The organism is Sphingomonas caseinilytica, from assembly GCF_023516455.1.
GTDB classification, from domain to species: Bacteria; Pseudomonadota; Alphaproteobacteria; order Sphingomonadales; family Sphingomonadaceae; genus Sphingomicrobium; species Sphingomicrobium caseinilyticum.
The window spans coordinates 731,973-754,431 of the sequence record NZ_JAMGBA010000001.1; the positions used below are offsets into that span (position 1 = coordinate 731,973).

Below are 22,459 nucleotides of genomic sequence, written 5' to 3' on the forward strand. Positions count from 1 at the left end.
GGTTCCCGCTTTCGCGGGAATGACGAGTATTTTTCACTTGGGCTTCCTCATGATGAAGCGAAGGCGGACATAGTCCGCGACATTGGTGCCGACCCGGTCGGCGACCGCTTCGGCGATGGATTGGCGTTGGTCGTGCGGCACGCCGGCCCGGTCGAGCCAGCCAGCGCGAAATGTGGTGACCCAGGCGGCGACGCCATGTTCCAGCGGTGTGGGTCGTTCGATCAGGCTTGCGTCGATGTCCTTGAAGCCGGCCTGCTCATAGACTTCGGCGAATTCCTCCACCGACGGATACCAGTTGGCGGCGTAGGTCGGCGGTCCGAAACCGCGTTCCACCAACTCTGCGTCGAGCGCCTGGCGAAGCGTAGCGAGATTGCCCTGCCCGCCCATTTCCCCGGCAAACCGCCCGTCATTCTTCAGCGCGAACCATATCGCCCGTGCTGCCCGTTCCTTGTCGAGCACCCAGTGCAAGGTCGCGTTGGAGAAGGCTGCGTCGAATGCTTCCCCGAACTTCAGCTGGGCCGCGTCCATCAGCCGCGCGTCGAGACCCTTGGCCTTGGCCGCCGCGACCATGGAGAGGCTGTTGTCGATACCGACCACGTCCGCGCCCATTTCCTTGATCTTGAGCGTCAGCGTCCCGTCGCCGCAACCGACGTCAAGGATATGCTCACCCGGCTGCGGGTCGAGCAAGTCGAGCGCCGCCTGGCCCAGCGCGGGCACGAAGCCGCCGATGCGGGCATAGTCCGCGGCATCCCACTTGCTCGTCGAGGCGGGCGCTTCAGTCAGTAGATTTCTCCATTCCGCTCCGTTCGTCCTGAGGAGGGACTGAGTAAGGCTGAAGGCCGCACCGAAGGCCCGTCTCGAAGGACCATCCTTCGAGACGCTGCTTCGACAAGCTCAGCGGCTCCTCAGGACGAACGGTGAACCTCACTGCGTTTTTACCCACTCGCGGTAGGCGGCCTCGTCCATCAGGCCTTCCAGCTCCGACGGGTCGCTGAGCTTCAGCTTGAAGAACCAGCCGTCGCCTTCGGGATCGCGGTTGATCAGCGAGGGATCATCGGCGAGGGCCGCGTTGCCTTCGACGACTTCGCCACCGACAGGCGCGTAAACGTCACTGGCGGCTTTCACGGATTCAACGACCGCGGCGTCATCGCCCTTGGCGACCGTACGTCCGGCGTCGGGCACTTCCGCGAAGACAATATCGCCGAGCGCTTCCTGGGCATGATCGGAGATGCCGACGGTCGCGACGTCGCCTTCGACGCGGACCCATTCATGCTCCTTGGTGAAATAGAGGCTCATGCGACTGCTCCCTGCTTGCGATGATAACGATGGGGGACGAAGGGTGTTGGCGCGACCGTCGCCTGGAACAGCTTTCCGCGCTGTTCGAGGGTCAGCGTCGTTCCAGCTTCCGACTGTGCGGTTGCGACATAGCCCATGGCGATCGGACGGCCGAGCGACGGCGAATGTCCGCCCGAGGTGACCCGGCCGATCTCACTGCCTTCCGAATCGAGGATCAGTGCGCCCTCGCGGACAGGCTGCCGACCATCGACGAGCAACCCGACGCGCTTTTGAACCGGGCCATTTTCAAGCTCCGCCATGATCCGCAGGGCACCAGCAAACCCGCCCTCGGCGCGGCGGCGCTTGCCGATCGCGAAGTTGAGGTCGGCCATTACGGGGGTCGTGCCGCCGTCGAGATCATGGCCGTAGAGCGGCAGCCCCGCCTCAAGCCGAAGCGAATCGCGAGCGCCAAGGCCGATCGGCTTGACCCGCTCATCCGCTACCAGCGCGTCTGCGAGAGCTTCGACATCGCGGCCGGAGACCGAAATCTCGAACCCGTCTTCGCCGGTGTAGCCCGAACGGCTGATCCACAGCGGCTTGCCGTTCCAATGGAAAAGGCTGGCCTGCATGAAGCTCAGTTCGCGAACGCCGGCCACAATCGCTTCGAGCGCATCGACTGCCTTGGGACCCTGCAGTGCAAGCAGCGCCTGCTCCTTCATGTGATCCATCGCGATGGTTCGCGGAAGGCGACGCTCGAACTCACCGATATCGCCATGCTTGGTGGCGCCGTTGACGACCAGGTAGAAATGGTCGCCGCGCCGCGTCGCCATCAGATCGTCGATGATCCCGCCATCTTCGGCGAGAAGCATCGAATAGCGAAGACGTCCGTCCTTGAGGGCCAGCAGGTCGCCCGGAAGCAGTGATTCCAGTGCGCGGTCGATATCCTGCCCGTGGAACAGCAGCTGGCCCATATGGCTGACATCGAACAGCCCGGCGTGCTCCCGGACCCACAGATGCTCGGCCATGATGCCTTCATACTGGACCGGCATTTCATAGCCAGCGAAGGGAACCATCCGCCCACCCTTGGAACGGTGCCAGCTATCGAGCGGCAATTTGGCCAGATTTTCAGTTGTCTCTGTCACGCCGCCCAGTCCTTTGAAGCCCGTCACGCGGGACAAGCGTCCTCGCGCGATTTTGATAGGGTTCCCATCAAAGTACTACTTTGATGGGTCCTGTTCCGGGCCCCCTTCTGTCGCGGTAACCTGAGAGCTTTGCCCCTTCGGTGGCTCCTCTCGGAGCGCTTTCCAGACTGTCCAGGCGCGCGCGGTCCCTGATGCCTGAGAGATTCCGGGGGCGGTTGCTCCTTCGGCGCCCTGGATCGGGTCCAGGGTCTCTCCCGCGCGGCCTTCCGACGGCAAGCCATCGGAGACGCGGGGAGCCTTGGCCCTGCCCGGCGCGCGAGTCAACGCCGCCTGCAAGACTCCAATAGAATTCGGCAGGAATCGGATTTTCGCCAACTTAGACCAGCTCGCATGATCAAGGGAATTAGCCTGCTGGCCGCCAGCACCGTCCTTCTCGCGGCGCCGGCGTCCGCCGACATCGTCTGTGAATGGGTAGATTTCGCACAGGCCATCCAGTCCGCGGCAGCGCCGCCTTCGACAAGCCCCAGGTCGCCCGAACAGGAACGCGCCCAAACGCGGGTTGCGCTCGCCATGTTCGAAGCGCTGAACGCCATCGATCGGCGCTACGAGACTTATCTTGGCCTGGAAATCGGGAATTCCTCGGCTTCGCAAGACGCCGCGGCTGCGACCGCCGCCTATGAGGTGCTCATGGCTCAATTTCCGAGCCAAAAGACCGCATTGAGCGAAAGCTACCAGATCACCCTCGAAACCGTTCGCGACCCTGCCGCCCGCGATGCCGGGGTCGCGATCGGCAAGCTTGCGGCCGCGCTGGCCCTGAAGGCCGGCGGAATTGACCCGGCGGCGATGCAGCTGCCTTACCTCCCGCGAACACAGCCAGGCGTCTGGGTGCCGACGCAGCTGCCCGTCATCGAGCCATGGTTCACGGCCTTCAAGCCGTGGATCCTCGAGCGCGCCGACAGCATCCGGCCCGGCCCTCCACCGCCCCTTTCCAGCGAACGCTGGGCCAAGGATTATGACGAGATAAGGCGGTTGGGCGGAAAGGAGAGCAAGGAACGTACCGCGCACCAGACACTGATGGCGCGCTATCGGATCACGCCGCACCTGATGCCTGCCTATCGCCAGGTTGCCGACGCGCCGGGCCGGTCATCGGTGCAGAATGCCCGCATGTTCGCGATGCTGGCTATCATCAATGACGACGCCATCCTCGCCGTGTCCGATGCAAAGCTACATTATGATTTCTGGCGACCGATCACTGCCGTTCGGAACGGCGACAAGGACGGCAATGATGCGACCGCCGCGGATGCCGCCTGGGAACCGCTGATCGCCACCCCGAATCATCCCGAATATCCCTGCGCCCATTGCATCACCGCGTCGGCGACCGCGGAATTTATGAAGCAAGAGTCGCAAGATTCTCCACCGTCCGGCGTCAGGGTCGCGACGCAGTCGATTCGGCTGGCTGCAGTCCAATCCCTGCCAAGCTGGGACGCCTGGGTGAAGGAGGTCAGCTTTTCACGCACCTTGGGCGGCGTTCACTATCGCTTTTCCAACGAAGTCGGCGAGGAAATGGGGCGAAAGGTCGCCCGACTTGCCATGGCCAAGGCGATGCGGCCCCTGCCGCGAACTGCCGACGGGAAGTCCCGTTAGCGCGTAGCGTTGTAGCGAAGCTGTGCGTCAGTCAGCTGGAACCCGATCAGATGTTCGAACGTCGCGCGGGCAACTGCATCGCGAATCTCCGGGTTCGACAGCGGATCGATCGCCGCATCGGGATCGTCGGCCTTGCGTTCGCGGGTGAGTTCTTTGCGAACGTCCTCCGGCAACGTGGCAGCGCCCCGGGCGATCTGAACCGTGGCCTGTCCCGAAGTCTGTGCCCGCTGGCTTCCGGCTGCGAAATTGAGGCCAATGTTGCCAACCCGCTTGGCGACGACTGAAGTGCCGCCCTGCATTGCCACGGTGAAGTAAGGCAGGACCACCATTCGGGCCTCGCCCGCATCGCGGCGGGTCGCGACGACATCGAACGACACGGTCGAAACGACGTTTGCGCCCGTTTCATCGCAAGTGGAGCGAAGATTTGTGATGGCGGCGGAAACGTCGATCGCCGCGGCGTCCGTGCGATTCGCCGGATTGAAGAGCGTGATGTCCCCCGTCGCGGCAGGAATTCCGACCTGCGGGCAAGCGGAGCGCGTGATGTAGATGCCACCCTCGCCGATCTGGCCTTCTTTCGAACAGGCCGTGGCGATCAGGACCAAGGCGAGGGCAGTAAGGCGACGCTTCACGATATGGCTTCCTTCATCGAACGGCTTTGTAGTGCCGCCCGTTCATAGGAAGCGCCTAGCAATGCTGCAAGCGAGGCCTTAAATCGCCGCCGATGAGTTTGAACAAGCCCCCATTGCATGTCCTGATCGCGGCACCGCGCGGCTTCTGTGCCGGCGTGGACCGCGCGATCAAGATCGTGGAGCTGGCGATCGAGCGGTTCGGGCCGCCCGTCTACGTCCGGCATGAAATCGTTCACAATCGCTTTGTCGTGGACCGGCTGCGCGGAATGGGGGCCGTGTTCGTCAAGGAACTGGACGAGGTGCCGGACGGTCGCCCGGTCGTTTTTTCCGCTCATGGCGTTCCCAAGGTCGTGCCGGCAACCGCGGCGGCGCGCGGCCTTGATTATCTTGACGCGACCTGCCCGCTGGTCAGCAAGGTTCATCGCCAGGCTGAAAGGCTGATCGAAGCCGGCCGTCACATCATCTTTATCGGCCATGCCGGCCATCCCGAGGTGGTGGGCACATTCGGCCAGGTTCCATCGGGCACGATGACATTGGTCGAAACGGTCGAAGATGTCGCGATGCTCGACCTCAACGATTCCGACAATCTGTCCTTCCTGACCCAAACCACCCTGTCGGTGGACGACACCGCACAGATCGTAAAGGCGCTGCAGCTGCGCTTTCCATCCATCCTCGCGCCCCGCAGCGAAGATATTTGCTACGCCACGTCCAACCGCCAGGCAGCGGTAAAGTCCATCGCGCCATCCTGTGACCGCCTTCTGGTGATCGGGGCGCCGAACAGCAGCAATTCCTTGCGGCTGGCCGAAGTCGCCGAGCGGAGCGGAGCCCCGGCGAAACTCATCCAGCGGGCGACGGATATCGATTGGGATTGGCTCGGCACTCCCTCGACAGTCGGGATCACCGCCGGTGCTTCCGCCCCCGAAGTGCTTGTTCGCGAAGTCGTCGATGCGCTGAGCGAGCGGTTCGACGTGACGGAGGAAATCGACGATCATGAGCCGGAGCGGATGACGTTCAAGCTACCGCGCGAACTCGTCGCCTGATGGCTGAGCTTCCCAACGTCGAGATCTTCACGGACGGCGCATGCAAGGGGAACCCGGGGCCAGGCGGCTGGGGTGCCATCTTGCGGTCGAATGGCAAGGAGCGGGAGTTGTCCGGCGGGGAATCGCCGACAACCAACAATCGCATGGAGTTGATGGCCGCGATCGAGGCGCTCAACGCGTTGAAGCGGCCGTGCCATGTCCAGCTTTACACCGACAGCGTTTACGTCCGCGACGGAATCACCAAGTGGATCCACGGGTGGCGCAGGAACGGCTGGAGGACGGCGGACAAGAAGCCGGTCAAGAACGCCGAGCTTTGGCAGGCGCTGCTCGACGCGACTGCGTCGCACCGGATCGACTGGCATTGGGTGAAGGGCCATGCCGGCCATCCGGAAAATGAGCGGGCCGATGCTTTGGCATGTGCCGAGGCCGAGGCGCGCCGCTAGGAGCGAATCGAACGCGGCGCGAAATCCTCCGCACTGACGCTCGCCAATTCAATCGGCAGTACTTCTCCACGGATCAGGGCTGCGCAAAGCAGGGAGGCCGCAGGTGCGGTCTGGATACCCATGCCGCCCTGCCCCACGCACCAGAAAAAGCCGGGCTGATCCGGATCGAATCCGAATTTCATGCCCCGATCCGGCGCAAAGGTCCTGAGGCCCGCCCATTTGCGCTCGACCGCTTCGACCGGCCAGTCGATCGCCCGTTCAAAGCGATCGATGGCGATGGCCACGTCCAATTCTTCCGGAGCGACATCGCACGGATCCACCGGCGTTTCGTCCAGGGGGCAGACCCAGACGCTATTGTCGCCCTCCCCCTTGAAATAGAAGCTTTCATGGAGGTCGGTGACAAACGGCAGATCCCGGAGGCCGCGCTGCCCGACCCGCAACTGTACGACCGTCCGCCGCTTCGCGGTTAGTCCGATCCCGGGCACCCCCGCCAAGACCGCCACCTGATCCCCCCATGCGCCGGCTGCGTTCACCAGCACCGCGGTCGCGATCGGCCCTGCACTGGTTTCTATGTGCCACGCCTGGCCGTCCCATTGCGCGGATGCGAGGGCTGCATCCGTCTTCACGATTCCACCCTTCCGGCGAACCGCGCCCAGGCAGGCGTTGTGAAAGGCCGCAACCTCGATGTCGGCGCAGCTCGATTCGTACCAGGCGCCGGTCCACTGTTCCCGAAGGCCCGGAATGAGTTGATCCAGTTCGTCCCGGCTGAGGCGAGCGGGACGATATTCACCGCCAAGCTCGGATGCTTCTGCGAATGTCTCGCCGCAGGGCCCGGTGAGGTGGACCGCTCCGCGGGGCCGAAGCAAGGGAGTATCGCTGCCCGGCCAGTTTGAATCGAACATTGGCTTCGATGCGAGGCTGAGTCGCCGCTCGGGTGTGTCGCCGCCAAGGCTAGCCTGCCAGAAGGCTGCCGACCGACCCGTCGCGTGCCGGCCGCACACATCTTCCGCCTCCACGATCATCACTCGGAGATCGCCGGCAAGTCTCGCGCCAATGCTCGCTCCGGCAATTCCGCCGCCGACAATCAAGACGTCCGTTTTATCCATCGCGGCGCTGGTTACGGTTTAGAAAGGCGGGACGTCTAGAGGTGCGTCATGATGAATGACGGATTCACCTTGGGACTGCTGGGCCTTCTGGCCGCGATGCTCGCCTGGATCGCGGTCGTCGATGTCCGCACCTATACGATTTCCGACCGGATCAACATCGCCATCGCGCTGCTTGCGCCGGTCTATTGGCTGTCAGCCGGCGTACCGCTGTGGCCGGACGCGGCAATCCGCGTCGGCGTGGCCGTGCTGGTCTTCTTCCTGTTCGCCGGGGCTTTCTACATGAACGTGATGGGCGGCGGCGATGTGAAGCTCGCCGGGGCCCTCGCATTATGGTTCACGCCCTTTGAGGCGCTAACCCTAATCGTCGTCATGTCGATCGCCGGCGGCTTCCTCACTCTGATCGTTCTGGTGGCTCATCGCATGCGCCGGAAGGAGGGCCGTCCGGAGGTTCCGTACGGTGTCGCAATCGCCGTGGGCGGAATGTGGTTACTCGCCCAACGCTTTCTTAACCATTTTGCCGGAATGTCGGTCGGTAACTGAGTTACCCTTTCGGGAGGCGTAATCGCCATGGACGTCAAGAAAATCGCCCTGCTCGTCGGAGCGCTGGTCATTGCGGTGGTCACCGCGGTCATGGCCAAGAACATGTTCACTGGAGCCGGAGCCGAGCAGGCTAATGCGGCACCCGTCGTGCCGGCAGGTCCGAAGGTGCTCGTAGCTCGCAAGGCGCTTCCCGTCGGTACGATCATCGACGCCGAAAGCCTCGCCTTCCAGGCATGGCCCAAGGAACTCGTTCAGAACGCCTACTATACGGAAGGTGCTCCGGACGCCGACGTCACCAAGCTCATTGGAACGGTTGTCCGCAACGCCGTCACTGCCGGCCAGCCGCTTACCAAGGGCGCGCTTGTCGGCCCCAACGATCGCGGCTTCCTGGCTGCGGCGCTTGGCCCGGGCATGCGTGCAGTCACGGTTCCCGTTTCGGCTACCACCGGCGTCGCCGGCTTCATCTTCCCGGGCGACCGGGTCGATATGGTCCTGACCCAGGAAGTCCAGGGTGGCGGCGATGGCCCGCCGCTGAAGGTTTCGGAAACGGTCGTGCGTAACCTGCGCGTCCTCGCAACCGATCAGCGCATCGACAGCAAGGACGAGGAAGGAAAGACCGTGGTCAAGACCTCTTCGACCGTCACTGTGGAAGCAACTCCCCGCATTGCGGAGAAGATCGCGGTTTCCCAATCAATGGGTTCGTTGAGCCTGGTTCTGCGCTCGATCGCCGATAATGCGTCGGAGCTCGAGCGGGCGGTTGCTGCTGGCGACGTCAAGGTCCCCGCAGGCACCAATCCGGCTGAAGAGCGCAAGATGCTGCTGACGATCGCCAATCAGCCTGCCGACAGCAATACAACTTACGTCACGGGCGGCGACGTGTCGCGCTTCCAGCGCCGCAGCGTTCCGGGTCGTGCAGAGGCCGCGCCGACCGGCGGTGCCTCGGCCGCTGGCGCTCCAGCGGGCGCAAGCAACCCAGGGCTAGTCACTGGCCCGGTCGTCCGCGTCGCACGCGGCAATAATGTCACCGTCGTTCCGGTGGGAGCTCGCTAAGATGACCAGCAATAACATCCGTCGCCACGCTCGCTTGGGCACTGCCCTCGCCGCGCTGGCCCTGGGGTTCGGCAGTTTCGCCGCCTCAGCACCCGCTTCGGCGCAGCGCCCGGCAGGTACCTATCGCCCAAGTCAGCAGGTCCTGCTGTCGCTCGGCGAAGGCCAGTTGGTCCGCCTGCCCTCCAGCGCCGCCGATGTCTGGACGTCCAATCCGGAAGTCGCCGACGTCTATGTCAGCAATCCGAAGCAGATCAATCTGTACGGCAAGGGCGCTGGCGAAGCCACCGTCATCGCGACTGGGGCAAACGGCTCTGTAGTCTACTCGGCGAACGTCCGTGTCAGCCAGAACCTGACCTCGGTCGACGAGTTGTTGCGGGCCGCTATGCCGGAATCCAACATCAAGGTGATTAATGCCGGTCAGATGGCGGTACTCACCGGCACGGTCGCTTCGCCATCCGACTCCGCCAAGGCGGAGATGATGGTCTCGTCGATGCTCAATCCGGGCGTGGACATGTCGAAAGACGGATCGACCTGCAAGATCTGCGTGATCAACAATCTGAAGACGGCGACGCCGCTCCAGGTCAATTTGAAGGTCAGGATCGCAGAGGTGAACCGCAGTCTGCTGAAGCAGGTCGGCGTCAACCTCTTTGCGTCGGATCCGACCAGCGGTTTCAAATTTGGTCTCGGCCAAGGCCTCAATGCGACGAGCGGAGCCAATTCGGACCCGTTCTCCGTTGGCTCCCTGCTGACCGGCGGTACCCGCCTGGGCGCGGCAGGATCGCTGTTCGGCCTCGACATCGCAGGTTCTCTGGACCTGGCTGCGAAGGATGGTCTGGTGACCATTCTCGCGGAGCCTAACCTTACGGCATTGTCGGGTGAAACCGCGAGCTTCCTGGCCGGCGGCGAATATCCAATCCCGGTGTCACAGTCGCTCGGCGCGGTGACGATCGAGTATAAGCAATATGGTGTCGGCCTCGCCTTCACCCCGATCGTCTTGGCCGACGGCCGCATCTCGATGCGTGTCCGCCCGGAAGTCAGCGAATTGAGCAACGAAGGCGCGGTACGCCTCAACGATTATCTAGTCCCCGCGCTTACCACGCGGCGAGCGGAAACGACCGTCGAGATGGGCTCAGGACAGTCGTTCATGATTGCCGGCCTGCTGCGCAACGTGAACACCAATGACATCACCAAAGCGCCGTTCCTCGGCGATCTGCCGATCCTCGGCGCGCTGTTCCGGTCGACCAGCTTCCGCCGCCAGGAAACGGAACTGGTGATCATTGTCACGCCGTATCTGGTTCGCCCGATCTCCGGCCAGCTTGCCGCCCCGACCCAGGGATATCGCGCTCCAACCGATGTCCAGCAGGTTTGGGAAGGCCAGAACTACGTCGGAGTCAGCGGTAAGCCGGCACCGGTGCAGGCCCCCGGACCGGGTCCCAGCACTGCGGCCGGATCTGCCGCCGGCGCCGCTGCTGCTCCAGGGTTCAAGCTGTGAACCGCCGCTTTTTGAGGAAGGAAGCCAATATGGCCCGCAAATCCGCTCTCATCATCGTCGCGGCGGCGCTCTCGGCCTGCCAACACGTGCCCTACGATCAGCCTGATCGCGGTCTGGAATCCGTCAATGTCCCGGTCGTGACCCGCTCCGATTTCGCACTGGACGTAGCCGCCCCCGATGGTTCGCTTCCGTCGTCGGAAGCTGCCCGTCTGGACGCATGGTTCCGTTCGCTGCAGCTCGGTTACGGTGACACGGTTCATGTCGATGGCGCCTATTCCGCAGCGGCGCGCGATGACGTTGCCCGCGTGGCCGGCCAATATGGCCTGTTGCTGAGCAATGGCGCTCCGGTGACGCAGGGCACCATTCCCCCGGGTTCGGTGCGCGTCGTCGTTAGCCGTACACGTGCCGAAGTGCCGGAATGCCCCGATTGGAGCGTCCCCGCCAGCCCCAACTACAACAATCGCTCCATGTCCAACTTCGGTTGCGCAGTGAACAGCAACCTGGCTGCGATGGTCGCAAACCCCGAGGACCTGGTCCACGGCCGTGAAGGCAATCCGTACGTCGATGCTGATGCAGCGACGCGCGGCGTCGGTGTCTACTACTCGACGCAGCCGACCGGGAAGGGCGGTCTCAAGGACGTCAACACGAAGAACGGGAACTAGAGATGAACGCACCATTCCATGCGCGCGCCGGTCTGCGTGACCCCTTCACCGCCTTCGTCTGCGACGACGCAACGGCCGACATGCTTCGTCCCGTTGCGGTCGAGCATGGTTGGTCGCCGGAAAAGGTGAACAAGGGCGGCCTTCGCAATGCCGTGCAGTCACTATCGGTCTCGGCAAGCCCGACGATCCTGTTCGTCGACCTTTCGGAATCAGCCGACCCGCTGAACGACATCAACGCGCTTGCCGAAGTCTGCGAGCCCGGAACTGTCGTCATCGCGGCGGGCCAGGTGAACGACGTCCGATTGTACCGTGACCTCGTTGCCAGCGGCATTCACGATTATCTTCTGAAGCCGTTCACGGTCGACCAGCTGCGCGACACTTTCGCGCACGCCCAGTCGATCCTGTCGGGTCCGCGCGGCGAAGCACAGGCAGAGAAGCCGCACGTGATGACCGCGGTCATCGGTGTTCGGGGCGGCGTCGGCGCATCGACCATCGCAACCAGCCTCGCCTGGCTGATGGGCGAAAAGGCCCACCGCTCGACCTCGCTCCTGGATCTCGACGTGCATTTCGGCACCGGCGCGTTGGCGCTCGACCTTGAGCCCGGCCGCGGCCTCACCGACGCGATCGAGAACCCGAGCCGTATCGACGGCCTGTTCATCGAGCGCGCGATGATCCGCGCCAACGAACGGCTTTCGGTCCTCTCGGCCGAGGCCCCGCTTCACCAGCCCCTGATCACGGACGGCACGGCATTCTTCCAGCTCCAGGAAGAGATGAAGAATGCATTTGAATCGACCGTGCTCGATCTGCCGCGGCAGATGCTGATCCAGTATCCGCACATGGTGCATGATGCGCATGTTGCAGTCATTGTCAGCGAGCTGACCCTGGCGGCCACGCGCGATACCATTCGCGTCCTGGCCTGGCTGAAATCGAATGCGCCGCAAACCAAGGTGATTGTGGCTGCCAATCGGGTTCCGTCGGGCGGAGCGCTGGAGATCAGCAAGAAGGATTTCGAGCAGTCGATCGAGCGCGGCGTGGATATCGTTTTCCCGGATGACCGGAAGGTCGCGGCCCAGGCCGCAAAGCTTGGAAAGCCGATCGCTGAAATCGCCACTGGGAAGATGGCGGCGCCCTTCACCCAGCTGTCGAACATGGTTCTAAGCCATGCCAGCGAAGAAGGTGCTTCGGAAGCCAAGCCGGCCGCGGCAGGCAACAAATCGCTCGTCGACAATCTGAAGTCGATGCTGGCGAAGCCGAAGGACAAGGCAGCGTAATCTAATGACCGTGGCGGAGGGACGCTGAGTCCTTCTGCCGGATTGATGGGCAGGACGAACTGATGGATATGATCTACATCGTCATCTTGGCAGTCGGCGTGCTGGGCGCGCTGCTGCTCGGTGCCCAGGCCCTGGCCGGCCCAAATCCGCGCAAGGCGCTCAAGCGGCGGATGGAGCTTGTCAAGGAACGGCATGGCGACAGTGCGCTGGCGGCAAACGCACAGGCGCAGATCCGAAAGCTGATGGCAGCTCGCGCTAGCCGGGTTGATAGCTGGGCATCCACGCTGATGCCGAAGCCGGCGTTGATGCGCCAGCGGCTGGAGCGCACTGGCAAGGACATCACACTCGGCAAATATGCCATGATTTCCCTTGGCCTTCTGCTGTTCGTTGCCGCGCTGTTGATGATCAAGGGAGCGCCGTTCCTGCTCGCTTTGTTCGCAGGCTTGTTTTTCGGCGTTGCCGTTCCGCACTTCGTTGTGAACTTCCTGATCGGCCGGCGGCTCAAGCAGTTCAATTCCAATTTTCCGGACGCGATCGAATTGATGGTCCGCGGCCTGCGATCCGGCCTGCCAATCACCGAGACGCTGGGCATTGTTGCGGGCGAAATCACCGGCCCTGTCGGCGCCGAATTCCGTTCCGTCGCAGACAAAATGAAAATCGGACGGACGATGGAAGTTTCGCTTCAGGAAACCGCCGACCGTCTCGGCACGGCCGAATTCCAGTTCTTCGTCATCACTCTGGCGATCCAGCGGGAGACGGGCGGCAACCTGGCGGAAACCCTGTCCAACCTTGCGGACGTGCTTCGCAAGCGCGGCCAGATGAAGCTCAAGATCAAGGCAATGAGTTCGGAATCCAAGGCTTCGGCTTTCATCCTGGGCTCGCTGCCATTCGTCGTCTTCGCATTGGTGTCGATGGTGAACCCAAAATACATGTCAGGATTCTTCGTTGACGAACGACTGATCATCGCAGGTCTTGGCGGCATGTGCTGGATGGGGATCGGCGTCTTCATCATGGCCAAGATGGTCAATTTCGAGATCTAGGAGCGATAAGACAATGCAAGCTGCTCCGACCGGACCAACACTCCTCGGCATCGACGTCGTCTGGGTTGCGACCCTGCTGGCCGCCGTTGCGACGTTCGCCGTGCTGATCGCCCTTTATGCCGCGACAACCGTGCGCGATCCCATGGCTCGCCGCGTCAAGGCGCTTAACGAGCGCCGCGAGCAGTTGAAGGCAGGCATCGTCGCCTCGACCAACAAGCGCAAGAAATTGACGAACCGGAACGCCGCGGCCGACCGGGTACGCGGCATCCTGGGCAGCTTCAAAATGCTGCAGGACGACCAGATCAAGAAAACGCAAGTCCGACTGATGCAGGCGGGCATCCGCACCAAGGACCTTGCATTCTTCATCATCTTTGCGCGCTTCGTCCTGCCGGTGGTGCTCGGCATTGGCGCGGTCGTCCTCATCTACGGCATCAACTATTTCCCGGACTGGTCATGGTTCAAGAAATACGGAACCGTCGCCGGAACGCTGGTGGGCGCTTACAAGGCCCCGGACATCTGGCTCAGCAACAAGTGCAAGAAGCGCAGCGATGCCGTTCGCAAAGGCTTGCCCGATGCGCTGGACTTGCTGGTCATCTGTGCTGAAGCAGGCTTGACCGTCGACGCGGCCTTCAACCGTGTCGCCAAGGAATTGGGCAAGGCCTATCCGGAACTGGGCGACGAATTCGGATTGACGGCGATCGAGCTGGGCTTCCTCAACGAGCGCCGCCAGGCGTTCGAGAATCTGGCAACCCGCGTCGATCTCGAGGCTATCCGCGGTGTCGTGACGACTATGATCCAGACGGAAAAGTACGGTACGCCGCTGGCCTCCGCCCTTCGCGTTCTGTCGGCCGAATTCCGTAACGAGCGGATGATGCGTGCCGAGGAAAAGGCCGCACGTCTGCCGGCAATCATGACCGTCCCGCTGATCCTGTTCATTCTGCCGGTGCTGTTCATCGTCATTCTTGGCCCGGCGGCTTGCTCGATCAGCGACAATTTCATCAAGTAAGGCCTGCTTTAGCTAGCGAGTATCGCCGTCGTCCCGATCAATCGGGGCGGCGGCGGAACTCGTTTCGGCGCCAATCGGTTGAGCCCCCTGACACAAGGTAGGGTGACAACCGATGCTCAATTTCTCGACCGATCAGTGGATCATCGTCTTATTGGTTTTCCTGCTCGGCCTGTTGGTCGGCGGGTTCATCTTCTCGGGCGGCGGCCGCAAGTGGAAGCATCGCTACAATAATGAGGTCGATCGCCGCACTGAGCTGGAGCGGGTTCATGCCGAACGCGAAAAGGAATGGCGCGAGCGGGATTCGCTACGCGCGGCAGCGCTCAAGGACGATCGCAACAATGACGGTGTCGTCGACGAACGCGACCGCTAGCTAGCCTTCGATCTTGCCGAAGTCCGCGACGGCGTTCACCGCATCTCGGAAGCGCGCCAACAGGTTCAATCGACGTGCGCGGATTGCGGGTTCCGGATCGTTGACGGTCACCTTGTCGAAGAAGGCGTCGATCGGCCCGCGCAAGGTCGCGAGTGCCGCCATGGCTGCGGTGAAATCCTCGTCAGCAATTGCCTTGATTGCTTTCGGCTGAGCGGAATCCAGGGCGTCCACCAACGCCACTTCCTCGGCGGGCGCATCGCCGGCCCGCCTCGACTGCTGCGTCTCGGCTACCGCCTGTGCGACCACGGGCTCCTCGACCAGCACGAGCGGATCTTCGTCCCCTGTCTGGGCAATGCCCTGCGCGCCTTTCCCGCCGTCCCACTTTTCCTTCTTCAGGATGTTGGCCGCGCGCTTGTACGCTGCCAGCAGATCGGCGCCTTCGGGTGTTTCCACGAACTTCTGCAATGCGTCCACGCGCGCCAACAGCCTCACCGGATCATCTTCGCCGCCAAGGGCGAACACAGCATCGATGAGGTCGTAACGAACGCCGGCATCGCGTTGTTGCACCTTGAGACGATCGGCGAAGAAATCGAGGAATTCGGCGGCGCCAGCTTCAAACTGGGCCTGCCGGCTTTCCAGCTTGGTCATTGCTTCGGCAGTAGCACGCTCGGCCTGCGAGGCAGGCATGCCCGCAGCCAGGTTCTTGATTGCCCGATCCGCTTCCGAAAAGAATTTCGACGGCCCATCGACATAGACTTCTTGCATGGTCTGGGCAGCATGCAGTCGCTCGAACTCGCCGAACTGACCCATCGAGGCCGGTAGCCAGGTTGCGGCGAACACTTTCCGCAGTGGAATCCTGACTCGGTTCTCAAGGAAAATTCCGAGAATTCCGAGCGCTGCCCGGCGCAACGCGTAAGGGTCCTTCGATCCGCTAGGCTTCAAATCGTTGGCAAAGAAGGCCGCGACGCTGTCCAGCTTGTCGGCCAGCGAAACCGCCATCGTCACTGGGGCGCTGGGGATCGTATCCCCCTGCCCGACCGGCTTGTAATGGTCGCGGATTGCGTCGGCCACTGCGTCCGGCTCTCCCTGAGCCCGCGCGAGGTAACCGCCGATTACGCCCTGCAGTTCGGGAAACTCGCCGACCATTCCGGTAACGAGATCGGCTTTGGCCAAGCGAGCCGCACGCTCGGCCTGGTCCGCATCGGCGCCTTTTACGACACCCTCCTCGACCAGCCAGCGCGCCAGCTTGGCAACCCGGTCGACCTTGTCGGCAACAGTGCCCAGCTTCTCGTGGAAGACGATCTGCTCAAGCTTCCTCGCTTGTTCTTCGAGCGCTACCTTCAGGTCCTGCTCCCAGAAGAAGCGCGCGTCGCTGAGCCGCGCTGCCAGCACTCGCTCATTGCCGGCGATAATCGCCTCGCCGCCATCGACCGCATCGATATTGGCGACGCAGATGAAATGCGGCGCCAGCTTGCCGGCCGGATCGCGCATCACGAAATACTTCTGGTTGATGCGCGCGGTGAGCTGGATCACTTCCTCCGGCACGTCGAGGAAGTCCGGGTCGAAGGATCCGAGCAACGGCGTCGGCAGCGACGTAAGCCCGGCATTCTCGACTACCAGCCCTTCGTCCTGGACCAGGAAATAGCCGGCATCATCCGCCGCCTGGATCGCGCCCTGGCGGATGGTTGCTTCGCGTTCCTCCTGATCGACGACCACATGGCAGGCGCGCAGCTTTTCGACATAGTCATGCGCTCCGCCGATCGTGATCGGGCCGGGATGGTGGAAGCGGTGGCCCAATGTCGTCGCGCCGCACTCCACGCCTTCAATGGCAACCGGCACGATCTGCTCGCCCAGCAGGGCGACGATCGAATGCAGTGGGCGGACCCAGCGCAGTGAGGCGGTCGAACTCGACGCCGCGCCCCAACGCATTGATTTTGGCCAAGGAAAATCGCGGACGATCGCTGCTACCGCCTCGGCAAGCACCTCGCCGGTCGCCCTGCCCTCTTTTTCGATCTTCGCGAACCAGGTGCCGTCCCGGTCTTCGAGCTGGTCCTGGGTCAGGCCGGTCTTGCGAAGGAAGCCCTCGAGCGCTTGCGGCGGCGCGGATGTCCGCGGACCTTTCAGCTCTTCGCTGACGGCTTGGGTCGATGCCGGAAGGCCGCGCGCGATTAGCGCCAGCCGGCGCGGCGTCGAATAGGTAGTGATCCCGTCATGGCTGAGACCGGCCGCGGACAGATGCTCGGCAAACATCCGCGCCAAATCGTTGCGGGCCTTGGCCTGCATCCGCGCCGGGACTTCTTCCGACAGCAGCTCGAGCAGGAAATCGGCGCTCATGCCTCATACCCCATATGGGTCATCCATGCGCCGCATGCGCCCTTCGCGAGGTCGCGGACTCGGCCGATATAGGCCTGTCGCTCGGCGACCGAGATAACGCCCCTCGCCTGCAGCGTATTGAAGATATGGCTGGCCTTGATCGCCTGTTCATATGCGGCGATCGGGACACCAGCCTTCAGGCTGTTCTCGCTCTCGGCCGCTGCCTTCCGGAACAGGTCGAACAGTGCCTCGGTGTCGGCGACTTCGAAATGCCATTTCGACATTTCGCGCTCATTTTCGAGGAAGACGTCGCCATAGGTCACGCCGGCGTTGTTGAACTTCAGGTCGAACACATTGTCGACGCCCTGGATGTACATCGCCAACCGCTCGAGCCCGTAGGTGAGCTCGCCGGACACCGGCTTGCAGTCGAAACCGCCGACCTGCTGGAAATAGGTGAACTGGGTCACCTCCATCCCGTCACACCACACTTCCCAGCCAAGGCCCCAGGCACCCAGGGTCGGGCTTTCCCAATCGTCCTCCACGAAGCGGATGTCATGCTTTAGCGGATCCACCCCGATCGCATCGAGCGACCCCAGATACAGTTCCTGCAAATTCTGCGGGCTCGGCTTCAGGATGACCTGGTACTGATAGTAGGCACCCAGCCGATTGGGATTCTCGCCATAACGACCGTCGGTCGGCCTCCGGCACGGCTGCACATAGGCGGCCTTCCACGGGTTGGGGCCAAGCGCGCGCAACACCGTTGCCGGATGGAAGGTACCGGCCCCCATCTCGAGATCATAAGGCTGCAGGATGACGCAGCCCTGGTCACCCCAATAGCGGTGCAGGGTCAGGATCAGGTCCTGGAAGCTAAGGCTCACGCTCGAATTTTCCCCATTTAGTCGACCGAGGGGCTTTGGCGCATGAATTGGGCGGCGGCAAGCGCAGCGCGGCTTTGAAAGGAAATGCTGACACTTTGTCAGGATAACTTGACATTGTCACGAATCGCTGACACTTTGTCAGCATAACCTGACATTTCAGGAAAAAGGAACGACGTGAACAATCGCTTGAGGGTGCTGCGTGCGGAGCGGGGATGGAGCCAGGCGGAGCTTGGCGGCCGGATCGGCGTGTCGCGCCAAGCGGTCAATGCGATCGAAACAGGGAAGCACGATCCGTCGCTGCCACTGGCCTTCCGCCTGGCACGGCTGTTCGAGCTCAGGATCGAGGAAATTTTCGATGACGGGGACGGCAATGCAATTGGGTGAAGGCGAACTTCGCGAACGCGCTCGCAGGCGGCGATTCTGGACCGTTATCGGCGGCATACTCGCCGCCGGGATGGTCACTGGTTTCGTTTCCGGCTTTTTCGCGGGGTACAATCAAGTCCCGCCTGACCAGATCTGGACCAGCATTCCGCAAGGCGCCGCGATCGGCTTTGTCGCCCTTGCATTGATCGCCTTCAACATCGGCTGCTGGGCCTTCGTTCGTGCGATCGACGAGGTCGAGCTGACCGACAATCTGTGGGGTTCGACCGTCGGATATTACGTCTACGCCATGCTGTTTCCCACCTGGTGGGCACTGAACAAGGCAGGCGTCGTGGCCGAGCCCAATCATTGGCTCATCTTCGCCATTTCCCTCGCGGGCGGCGGCCTTGCCTATGCCTGGCGCAAATGGCGCGCCCGCTGATCAACTTTCAAGCCTAAGGAGTTCGACATGAAGAATTTTCGCCTCTGGGCGGCCACCGCCGCCCTGTGTTTCGCCGCGCCCGTCGCAGCCGCGACCCCGGCCCTTCCCGATGCCGATCCGGCGATGTGGAAAGTCGCGGACGAGGATACCACCATCTACCTGTTCGGCACCTTCCACGCGCTCGACGGCAAGTCCGACTGGTTCAACGACGAGGTCAAGGCAGCCTTCGACAAGTCGGACGAGCTGGTGATCGAGGCATTGGTGCCGGAAGACCCCGGTACGATGCAGCCGATCGTCATGAAATATGCCCTCGACTCATCCGGCAAGCCATTGTCTTCAAAGCTCTCGCCGGAAGGCCAGAAGCAGCTTGCTGCCGGCCTTGCGGCGATGGGCGCCCCGCCGACCGCTTTCGACAAGTTCAAACCCTTCTTCGCCTCGCTCACATTCGCTGCGGTCGGGATGCAGAAGATGGGCCTGGCCGCGGACAAGGGGGCGGAACAATCGTTGCGAAGTGCAGCCAAAACCGCCGGAAAGCCGGTAAGCGCGATCGAGGACGTCGAGTTCCAGATCGGCATGTTCGATCGGATTCCCGAGGCCGAACAACTCGCGATGCTGGAAGAACTGCTGAAGTCGATGGACGAGATTCCAACGGAAATGGCACAGCTGCTGAGCGCATGGAATCGCGGCGATGCCGAAAGCTTCAAGGCCTTCATGGACAAGAGCGAGGGCCAGGGCCCCGCAGCGTACAAGGTCATTTTCTCCGATCGAAACGCCACCTGGGCGGAATGGATCGACAAGCGTCTCGACAAGCCGGGCACGGTCTTCATGGCCGTCGGTACCGGCCATCTCGCTGGCAAGGACAGCGTCCAGCAAATGCTGGAGCAGCGGAAGATCAAGGCGGTCCGCGCCAATTAGCGTCTGTTCCGACCGTTAGCCGGCCAGGCGTCAAGGCGGCGTGCTGGCCGGTCAACGGTGGATTAATGTCTCGGCTCTACCTACTTCCACATAAGTGATCGGCAATTGGGATTGCGTAGATGAGTCTTTTGAAACGTTTTGGCCGTCGCCTTCTGGCCGTTTCCGCCGTTGCGGCCACTGCCTGCAGCGCGGCCCCTGCGACCGAAGCGAAGGCGGCCAACCCGGCTCTCTGGAAAGTCGCCGACCACGATACGACCATTTACCTGTTCGGAACGATCCACCTGCTTCCGAAGAATACGAACTGGAGAAGTTCCGCCTTCGACAAGGCGGCGGCCGGCGCCGACACGCTGGTCGTGGAAACTGTGATCGACGAAAGCAATCCCGCGGCGACGATGAACGAGCTGCTGCAACTGGCGGTAAGCCCGGGGCTGCCGCCGCTCGCCCAGCGCGTGCCGGCAGACAAGAGACCTGCCCTTCAGGAACTGATTGCCAAGTCCGGAATCCCGGCACCGATGTTCGACCGGCTGGAAACCTGGGCCGCTGCATTCATGCTGCTTGGCGTTCAGTTCAAGGAGCTGGGGCTGGATCCCGGCTCCGGTGTCGAATCCGCGCTGAAGAAGCAATTCACCGACGGCAAGAAGACAATCGGGCAGCTGGAAACCAATGCGGAGCAGCTCGGCTTCTTCGACCGGCTGTCGGAGGAGGCCCAGCGCAAGTTCCTGGTCGCGATGCTGGACGGCGGCGGCGATATGAATACCGAATTCAAGGGAATGCTGGACGCCTGGACGCGCGGCGACGTCAAAGGCATCGCCAAGAGCTTCAACAGTGATCTGTCGGATGCCGCGGAGCTACGCGATGCACTGCTGACCCAGCGCAACGCCAACTGGGCAAAATGGGTCAAGGGCAGGCTGGATCAGCCGGGAACCGTCCTCGTCGCGGTGGGCGCCGGTCACCTCGCCGGCGAACAATCGGTGCAGACAATGTTGGAAAAGCAGGGCGTAAAAGTCACACGCGTACAGTAACGCGCAAAAAGTTCCTCCACTCGTCGCAAATATCTTAAAACTGGGGGAAGTGCTGATTGACCGTTAACCATTTGTACCCAAAGGTTGAATTTCAACCGGCGGGGGTCGCCAGTGGTACGGAATCGAAGGTCAGCAGGGCGTCGGTCGCCCGGAAAATTCTTCAGCGGAAGCCGCGCCGCTGCGCTGCTCCTGCTCGCGTCGATCGCTAGCCCTGCCATCCCTTCGACCGTCCCGGCCATCCGTGCGCCGGCCGTCGTTCGGGCAACACCGGCCCTTTGGGAAATCAGCGACGGCGACACCAAAATCTACCTGTTCGGCACCTTCCATTCGCTGGATGGCCGTACCGTCTGGTTCGACGACCGCGTTCGGCAGGCTTTCGATGGATCCGACGAACTGGTCCTTGAAACCATCGTTCCCTCGAGCCGGGATGCCATCGGCGCCGCGGGCGACCGGGTAAGCCAGGTCGGTCCGGACGGAAAGACGACGCTGAAGCCGTTCATCGCGCAAACCCAGCAGGCGATCGGCCAGGGAAATGCGCTGGGCATGTCGGTCGAACATGGCGCCGACAGCGTCCTGCGCCGCGTCGCCGAAGATAATGGAAAGCCGGTCGGCGGGCTGGAACGGTTTGAAGATCAGCTCAGCCAGCTGGCGAAAATTCCGGTGAGCGCGCCGCAGACGTCCGCACCCGCCGCCGCATCGGTATCGCTTACCGACCTGCTCGGCGCCTGGACCAAGGGCGACACTGGCGCCTTTTCGACAATGCTCGCCGGTTTCGAGGCAAGTTCGCCGGTCGCCTATCGCATGCTGATCGCTGATCGAAACGCTCGCTGGGGTGAATGGATCGCCAATCGCCTTGACCGGCCCGGAACCGTGTTCGTTGCAGTCGGATCGGGGCATCTGGCGGGCAAGGACAGCGTGCAGCAGTGGCTTGCCGCCCGCGGCATCGCCAGCGCCCGCATCGGCTAAACTCGCTCTAACTTGCCAACGTCGCCTCGCGCCCGTATAGGCGCGCGCTTGTCCACCCATGGTCATCCCTGGAGGCGTGGCGGGACAAATTTTACGAAGGAATTTGCGAAATGAGCGAACAGCTAACGCTGCCCGCCGAGACGCGCGATCGGGCTGGCAAGGGAGCCTCCCGTGCACTGCGTCGCGATGGCCGGGTCCCCGCCGTGGTTTACGGCGACAAGAAAGAGCCGCTTTCGGTTCATGTCGAGGAGAAGCTCCTCGCCAAGATGCTGAGCACCGGCCACTTCATGAATTCGGTGGTCATGGTCGAAGTCGGCGGCAAGAAGAACCGCACGCTTCCCAAGGCCGTGGATTTCCACCCGGTGACGAGCCGTCCGATCCACGTCGACTTCCTGCGGATCGGCGAGCACAGCCAGGTCAACGTCAACGTTCCGGTGCGCTTCGACAATGAAGAAGCTTCGCCGGGCCTGAAGCGTGGCGGCGTGCTCAACATCGTCGTGCACGACCTTGCGCTGGTCTGCGACGCTTCCGAAATCCCGGACGAGATCCACATCCCGCTCGACGGGCTGGAGATCGGCGATTCGATCCACATCAGCCAGGTCAAGCTGCCCAAGGGCGCCAAGGCCGCCAACGCCGATGACGACTTCACCGTCGCCACGATCGTTGCTCCGTCGGCGATGAAGCAGACCGAAGAAGAAGCGGCTGCTCCTGAGGGCGAAGTCCCGACCGTCGGTGAGGATGAGGCTGGAGCCGAAGGCGGCGAAGCCGAGGGCGGCGACGCGGAGTAATCTGCCAAGCCTTTTCGATTCCGTTCGTCCTGAGGAGGGACTGAGCAAGCGAAGCGCGTCGAAGA

General features: G+C 62.6%; 24 protein-coding genes and 2 riboswitches. Of the genes, 17 read left to right on the forward strand and 7 right to left on the reverse strand.

The features are described 5' to 3' along the window. Positions 1 to 33: 33 nt before the first annotated feature. The 3 genes from LZ496_RS03655 to gcvT all read right to left on the reverse strand — a co-directional run bounded on the left by LZ496_RS03655 (position 34) and on the right by gcvT (position 2,417). A complete protein-coding gene (locus LZ496_RS03655) occupies positions 34 to 717 on the reverse strand; it encodes a class I SAM-dependent methyltransferase (protein ID WP_249903224.1) in 684 nt (227 codons plus the stop codon). A gap of 207 nt (positions 718 to 924) precedes the next feature. Beyond that, entirely contained in the window at positions 925 to 1,296 is a 372-nt protein-coding gene (gcvH, locus tag LZ496_RS03660) for a glycine cleavage system protein GcvH (RefSeq protein ID WP_249903225.1), read from the reverse strand. Beyond that, on the reverse strand, positions 1,293 to 2,417 hold the full coding sequence (gene gcvT, locus LZ496_RS03665; protein WP_249903226.1) for a glycine cleavage system aminomethyltransferase GcvT: 1,125 nt from the start codon (positions 2,415 to 2,417) through the stop codon (positions 1,293 to 1,295). Before gcvT ends, gcvH begins: the two co-directional genes overlap by 4 nt. 106 nt (positions 2,418 to 2,523) lie before the next feature. Next, positions 2,524 to 2,584, reverse strand: a riboswitch (glycine riboswitch). A gap of 5 nt (positions 2,585 to 2,589) precedes the next feature. Beyond that, a riboswitch (glycine riboswitch) is annotated at positions 2,590 to 2,684 on the reverse strand. A gap of 123 nt (positions 2,685 to 2,807) precedes the next feature. Between gcvT and LZ496_RS03670 the strand changes: the two genes are divergently transcribed. Continuing rightward, positions 2,808 to 4,061: a vanadium-dependent haloperoxidase gene (locus tag LZ496_RS03670; RefSeq protein WP_249903227.1), complete on the forward strand. Its 1,254-nt coding sequence runs from the start codon at positions 2,808 to 2,810 to the stop codon at positions 4,059 to 4,061. Here LZ496_RS03670 and LZ496_RS03675 read toward each other — a convergent pair. Continuing rightward, positions 4,058 to 4,690 carry a hypothetical protein gene (locus tag LZ496_RS03675; RefSeq protein ID WP_249903228.1) on the reverse strand — a complete coding sequence of 211 codons (633 nt, stop codon included), beginning with the start codon at positions 4,688 to 4,690 and terminating at the stop codon, positions 4,058 to 4,060. The genes LZ496_RS03670 and LZ496_RS03675 overlap by 4 nt on opposite strands. Positions 4,691 to 4,782: 92 nt before the next feature. On the opposite strand from LZ496_RS03675, the gene ispH reads away from it, so the two are divergent. Both ispH and rnhA read left to right on the forward strand, forming a co-directional pair. Next, the gene (gene ispH / locus LZ496_RS03680; protein ID WP_249903229.1) at positions 4,783 to 5,730 is read left to right on the forward strand and encodes a 4-hydroxy-3-methylbut-2-enyl diphosphate reductase; all 948 of its coding nucleotides are present in this window, start codon (positions 4,783 to 4,785) and stop codon (positions 5,728 to 5,730) included. Beyond that, the gene (rnhA, locus tag LZ496_RS03685; protein ID WP_249903230.1) at positions 5,730 to 6,173 is read left to right on the forward strand and encodes a ribonuclease HI; all 444 of its coding nucleotides are present in this window, start codon (positions 5,730 to 5,732) and stop codon (positions 6,171 to 6,173) included. The genes ispH and rnhA overlap by 1 nt, the downstream gene beginning before the upstream one ends. Here rnhA and LZ496_RS03690 read toward each other — a convergent pair. Continuing rightward, on the reverse strand, positions 6,170 to 7,279 hold the full coding sequence (locus LZ496_RS03690; protein WP_249903231.1) for an NAD(P)/FAD-dependent oxidoreductase: 1,110 nt from the start codon (positions 7,277 to 7,279) through the stop codon (positions 6,170 to 6,172). The genes rnhA and LZ496_RS03690 overlap by 4 nt on opposite strands. 51 nt (positions 7,280 to 7,330) lie before the next feature. Here LZ496_RS03690 and LZ496_RS03695 point away from each other — a divergent pair, with 51 nt between their 5' ends. From LZ496_RS03695 to LZ496_RS03730, 8 genes are all read left to right on the forward strand, one after another. Further along, on the forward strand, positions 7,331 to 7,819 hold the full coding sequence (locus LZ496_RS03695; protein ID WP_366516683.1) for an A24 family peptidase: 489 nt from the start codon (positions 7,331 to 7,333) through the stop codon (positions 7,817 to 7,819). A gap of 27 nt (positions 7,820 to 7,846) precedes the next feature. Continuing rightward, the gene (cpaB, locus tag LZ496_RS03700) at positions 7,847 to 8,869 is read left to right on the forward strand and encodes a Flp pilus assembly protein CpaB (protein WP_249903233.1); all 1,023 of its coding nucleotides are present in this window, start codon (positions 7,847 to 7,849) and stop codon (positions 8,867 to 8,869) included. Position 8,870: 1 nt separating this feature from the next. Next, positions 8,871 to 10,361: a type II and III secretion system protein family protein gene (locus LZ496_RS03705; protein WP_249903234.1), complete on the forward strand. Its 1,491-nt coding sequence runs from the start codon at positions 8,871 to 8,873 to the stop codon at positions 10,359 to 10,361. Positions 10,362 to 10,390: 29 nt separating this feature from the next. Then, positions 10,391 to 11,023: a CpaD family pilus assembly protein gene (locus LZ496_RS03710; RefSeq protein WP_249903235.1), complete on the forward strand. Its 633-nt coding sequence runs from the start codon at positions 10,391 to 10,393 to the stop codon at positions 11,021 to 11,023. A gap of 2 nt (positions 11,024 to 11,025) precedes the next feature. Further along, entirely contained in the window at positions 11,026 to 12,294 is a 1,269-nt protein-coding gene (locus LZ496_RS03715) for a pilus assembly protein CpaE (RefSeq protein WP_249903236.1), read from the forward strand. Positions 12,295 to 12,356: 62 nt separating this feature from the next. Further along, complete coding sequence (locus LZ496_RS03720) at positions 12,357 to 13,334, forward strand: type II secretion system F family protein (protein ID WP_249903237.1); 978 nt, start codon at positions 12,357 to 12,359, stop codon at positions 13,332 to 13,334. A gap of 13 nt (positions 13,335 to 13,347) precedes the next feature. After that, positions 13,348 to 14,340 carry a type II secretion system F family protein gene (locus LZ496_RS03725; RefSeq protein ID WP_249903238.1) on the forward strand — a complete coding sequence of 331 codons (993 nt, stop codon included), beginning with the start codon at positions 13,348 to 13,350 and terminating at the stop codon, positions 14,338 to 14,340. A gap of 112 nt (positions 14,341 to 14,452) precedes the next feature. Next, on the forward strand, positions 14,453 to 14,710 hold the full coding sequence (locus tag LZ496_RS03730; protein WP_249903239.1) for a hypothetical protein: 258 nt from the start codon (positions 14,453 to 14,455) through the stop codon (positions 14,708 to 14,710). Here LZ496_RS03730 and glyS read toward each other — a convergent pair whose 3' ends face one another. Next, positions 14,711 to 17,044, reverse strand: a complete 2,334-nt coding sequence (gene glyS, locus LZ496_RS03735) for a glycine--tRNA ligase subunit beta (RefSeq protein WP_249903240.1) — start codon at positions 17,042 to 17,044, stop codon at positions 14,711 to 14,713. Then, positions 17,041 to 17,901, reverse strand: a complete 861-nt coding sequence (locus LZ496_RS03740) for a glycine--tRNA ligase subunit alpha (RefSeq protein WP_249903241.1) — start codon at positions 17,899 to 17,901, stop codon at positions 17,041 to 17,043. Before LZ496_RS03740 ends, glyS begins: the two co-directional genes overlap by 4 nt. Before the next feature lie 174 nt (positions 17,902 to 18,075). Between LZ496_RS03740 and LZ496_RS03745 the strand changes: the two genes are divergently transcribed. From LZ496_RS03745 to LZ496_RS03770, 6 genes are all read left to right on the forward strand, one after another. Beyond that, positions 18,076 to 18,285: a helix-turn-helix transcriptional regulator gene (locus LZ496_RS03745; RefSeq protein ID WP_249903242.1), complete on the forward strand. Its 210-nt coding sequence runs from the start codon at positions 18,076 to 18,078 to the stop codon at positions 18,283 to 18,285. Next, positions 18,257 to 18,703, forward strand: coding sequence for a hypothetical protein (locus LZ496_RS03750; RefSeq protein ID WP_249903243.1), 447 nt, complete (start codon positions 18,257 to 18,259; stop codon positions 18,701 to 18,703). Before LZ496_RS03745 ends, LZ496_RS03750 begins: the two co-directional genes overlap by 29 nt. Positions 18,704 to 18,730: 27 nt before the next feature. After that, complete coding sequence (locus LZ496_RS03755) at positions 18,731 to 19,618, forward strand: TraB/GumN family protein (RefSeq protein ID WP_249903244.1); 888 nt, start codon at positions 18,731 to 18,733, stop codon at positions 19,616 to 19,618. 119 nt (positions 19,619 to 19,737) lie between these two features. Then, a complete protein-coding gene (locus tag LZ496_RS03760) occupies positions 19,738 to 20,640 on the forward strand; it encodes a TraB/GumN family protein (protein ID WP_249903245.1) in 903 nt (300 codons plus the stop codon). 111 nt (positions 20,641 to 20,751) lie between these two features. Further along, entirely contained in the window at positions 20,752 to 21,606 is an 855-nt protein-coding gene (locus LZ496_RS03765) for a TraB/GumN family protein (protein ID WP_249903246.1), read from the forward strand. 110 nt (positions 21,607 to 21,716) lie between these two features. Next, complete coding sequence (locus tag LZ496_RS03770) at positions 21,717 to 22,394, forward strand: 50S ribosomal protein L25/general stress protein Ctc (protein ID WP_249903247.1); 678 nt, start codon at positions 21,717 to 21,719, stop codon at positions 22,392 to 22,394. Positions 22,395 to 22,459 lie beyond the last annotated feature (65 nt).

Excerpts from the sequence above, each read along its gene's own strand:
- gcvH (WP_249903225.1), bottom strand. The coding sequence starts at position 1,296 with ATGAGCCTCTATTTCACCAAGGAGCATGAATGGGTCCGCGTCGAAGGC.
- LZ496_RS03670 (WP_249903227.1), top strand. The coding sequence starts at position 2,808 with ATGATCAAGGGAATTAGCCTGCTGGCCGCCAGCACCGTCCTTCTCGCG.
- ispH (WP_249903229.1), top strand. The coding sequence starts at position 4,783 with ATGAGTTTGAACAAGCCCCCATTGCATGTCCTGATCGCGGCACCGCGC.
- rnhA (WP_249903230.1), top strand. The coding sequence starts at position 5,730 with ATGGCTGAGCTTCCCAACGTCGAGATCTTCACGGACGGCGCATGCAAG.
- LZ496_RS03690 (WP_249903231.1), bottom strand. The coding sequence starts at position 7,279 with ATGGATAAAACGGACGTCTTGATTGTCGGCGGCGGAATTGCCGGAGCG.
- LZ496_RS03695 (WP_366516683.1), top strand. The coding sequence starts at position 7,331 with ATGAATGACGGATTCACCTTGGGACTGCTGGGCCTTCTGGCCGCGATG.
- cpaB (WP_249903233.1), top strand. The coding sequence starts at position 7,847 with ATGGACGTCAAGAAAATCGCCCTGCTCGTCGGAGCGCTGGTCATTGCG.
- LZ496_RS03705 (WP_249903234.1), top strand. The coding sequence starts at position 8,871 with ATGACCAGCAATAACATCCGTCGCCACGCTCGCTTGGGCACTGCCCTC.
- LZ496_RS03710 (WP_249903235.1), top strand. The coding sequence starts at position 10,391 with ATGGCCCGCAAATCCGCTCTCATCATCGTCGCGGCGGCGCTCTCGGCC.
- LZ496_RS03715 (WP_249903236.1), top strand. The coding sequence starts at position 11,026 with ATGAACGCACCATTCCATGCGCGCGCCGGTCTGCGTGACCCCTTCACC.
- LZ496_RS03720 (WP_249903237.1), top strand. The coding sequence starts at position 12,357 with ATGGATATGATCTACATCGTCATCTTGGCAGTCGGCGTGCTGGGCGCG.
- LZ496_RS03725 (WP_249903238.1), top strand. The coding sequence starts at position 13,348 with ATGCAAGCTGCTCCGACCGGACCAACACTCCTCGGCATCGACGTCGTC.
- LZ496_RS03730 (WP_249903239.1), top strand. The coding sequence starts at position 14,453 with ATGCTCAATTTCTCGACCGATCAGTGGATCATCGTCTTATTGGTTTTC.
- glyS (WP_249903240.1), bottom strand. The coding sequence starts at position 17,044 with ATGAGCGCCGATTTCCTGCTCGAGCTGCTGTCGGAAGAAGTCCCGGCG.
- LZ496_RS03750 (WP_249903243.1), top strand. The coding sequence starts at position 18,257 with ATGACGGGGACGGCAATGCAATTGGGTGAAGGCGAACTTCGCGAACGC.
- LZ496_RS03755 (WP_249903244.1), top strand. The coding sequence starts at position 18,731 with ATGAAGAATTTTCGCCTCTGGGCGGCCACCGCCGCCCTGTGTTTCGCC.
- LZ496_RS03760 (WP_249903245.1), top strand. The coding sequence starts at position 19,738 with ATGAGTCTTTTGAAACGTTTTGGCCGTCGCCTTCTGGCCGTTTCCGCC.
- LZ496_RS03770 (WP_249903247.1), top strand. The coding sequence starts at position 21,717 with ATGAGCGAACAGCTAACGCTGCCCGCCGAGACGCGCGATCGGGCTGGC.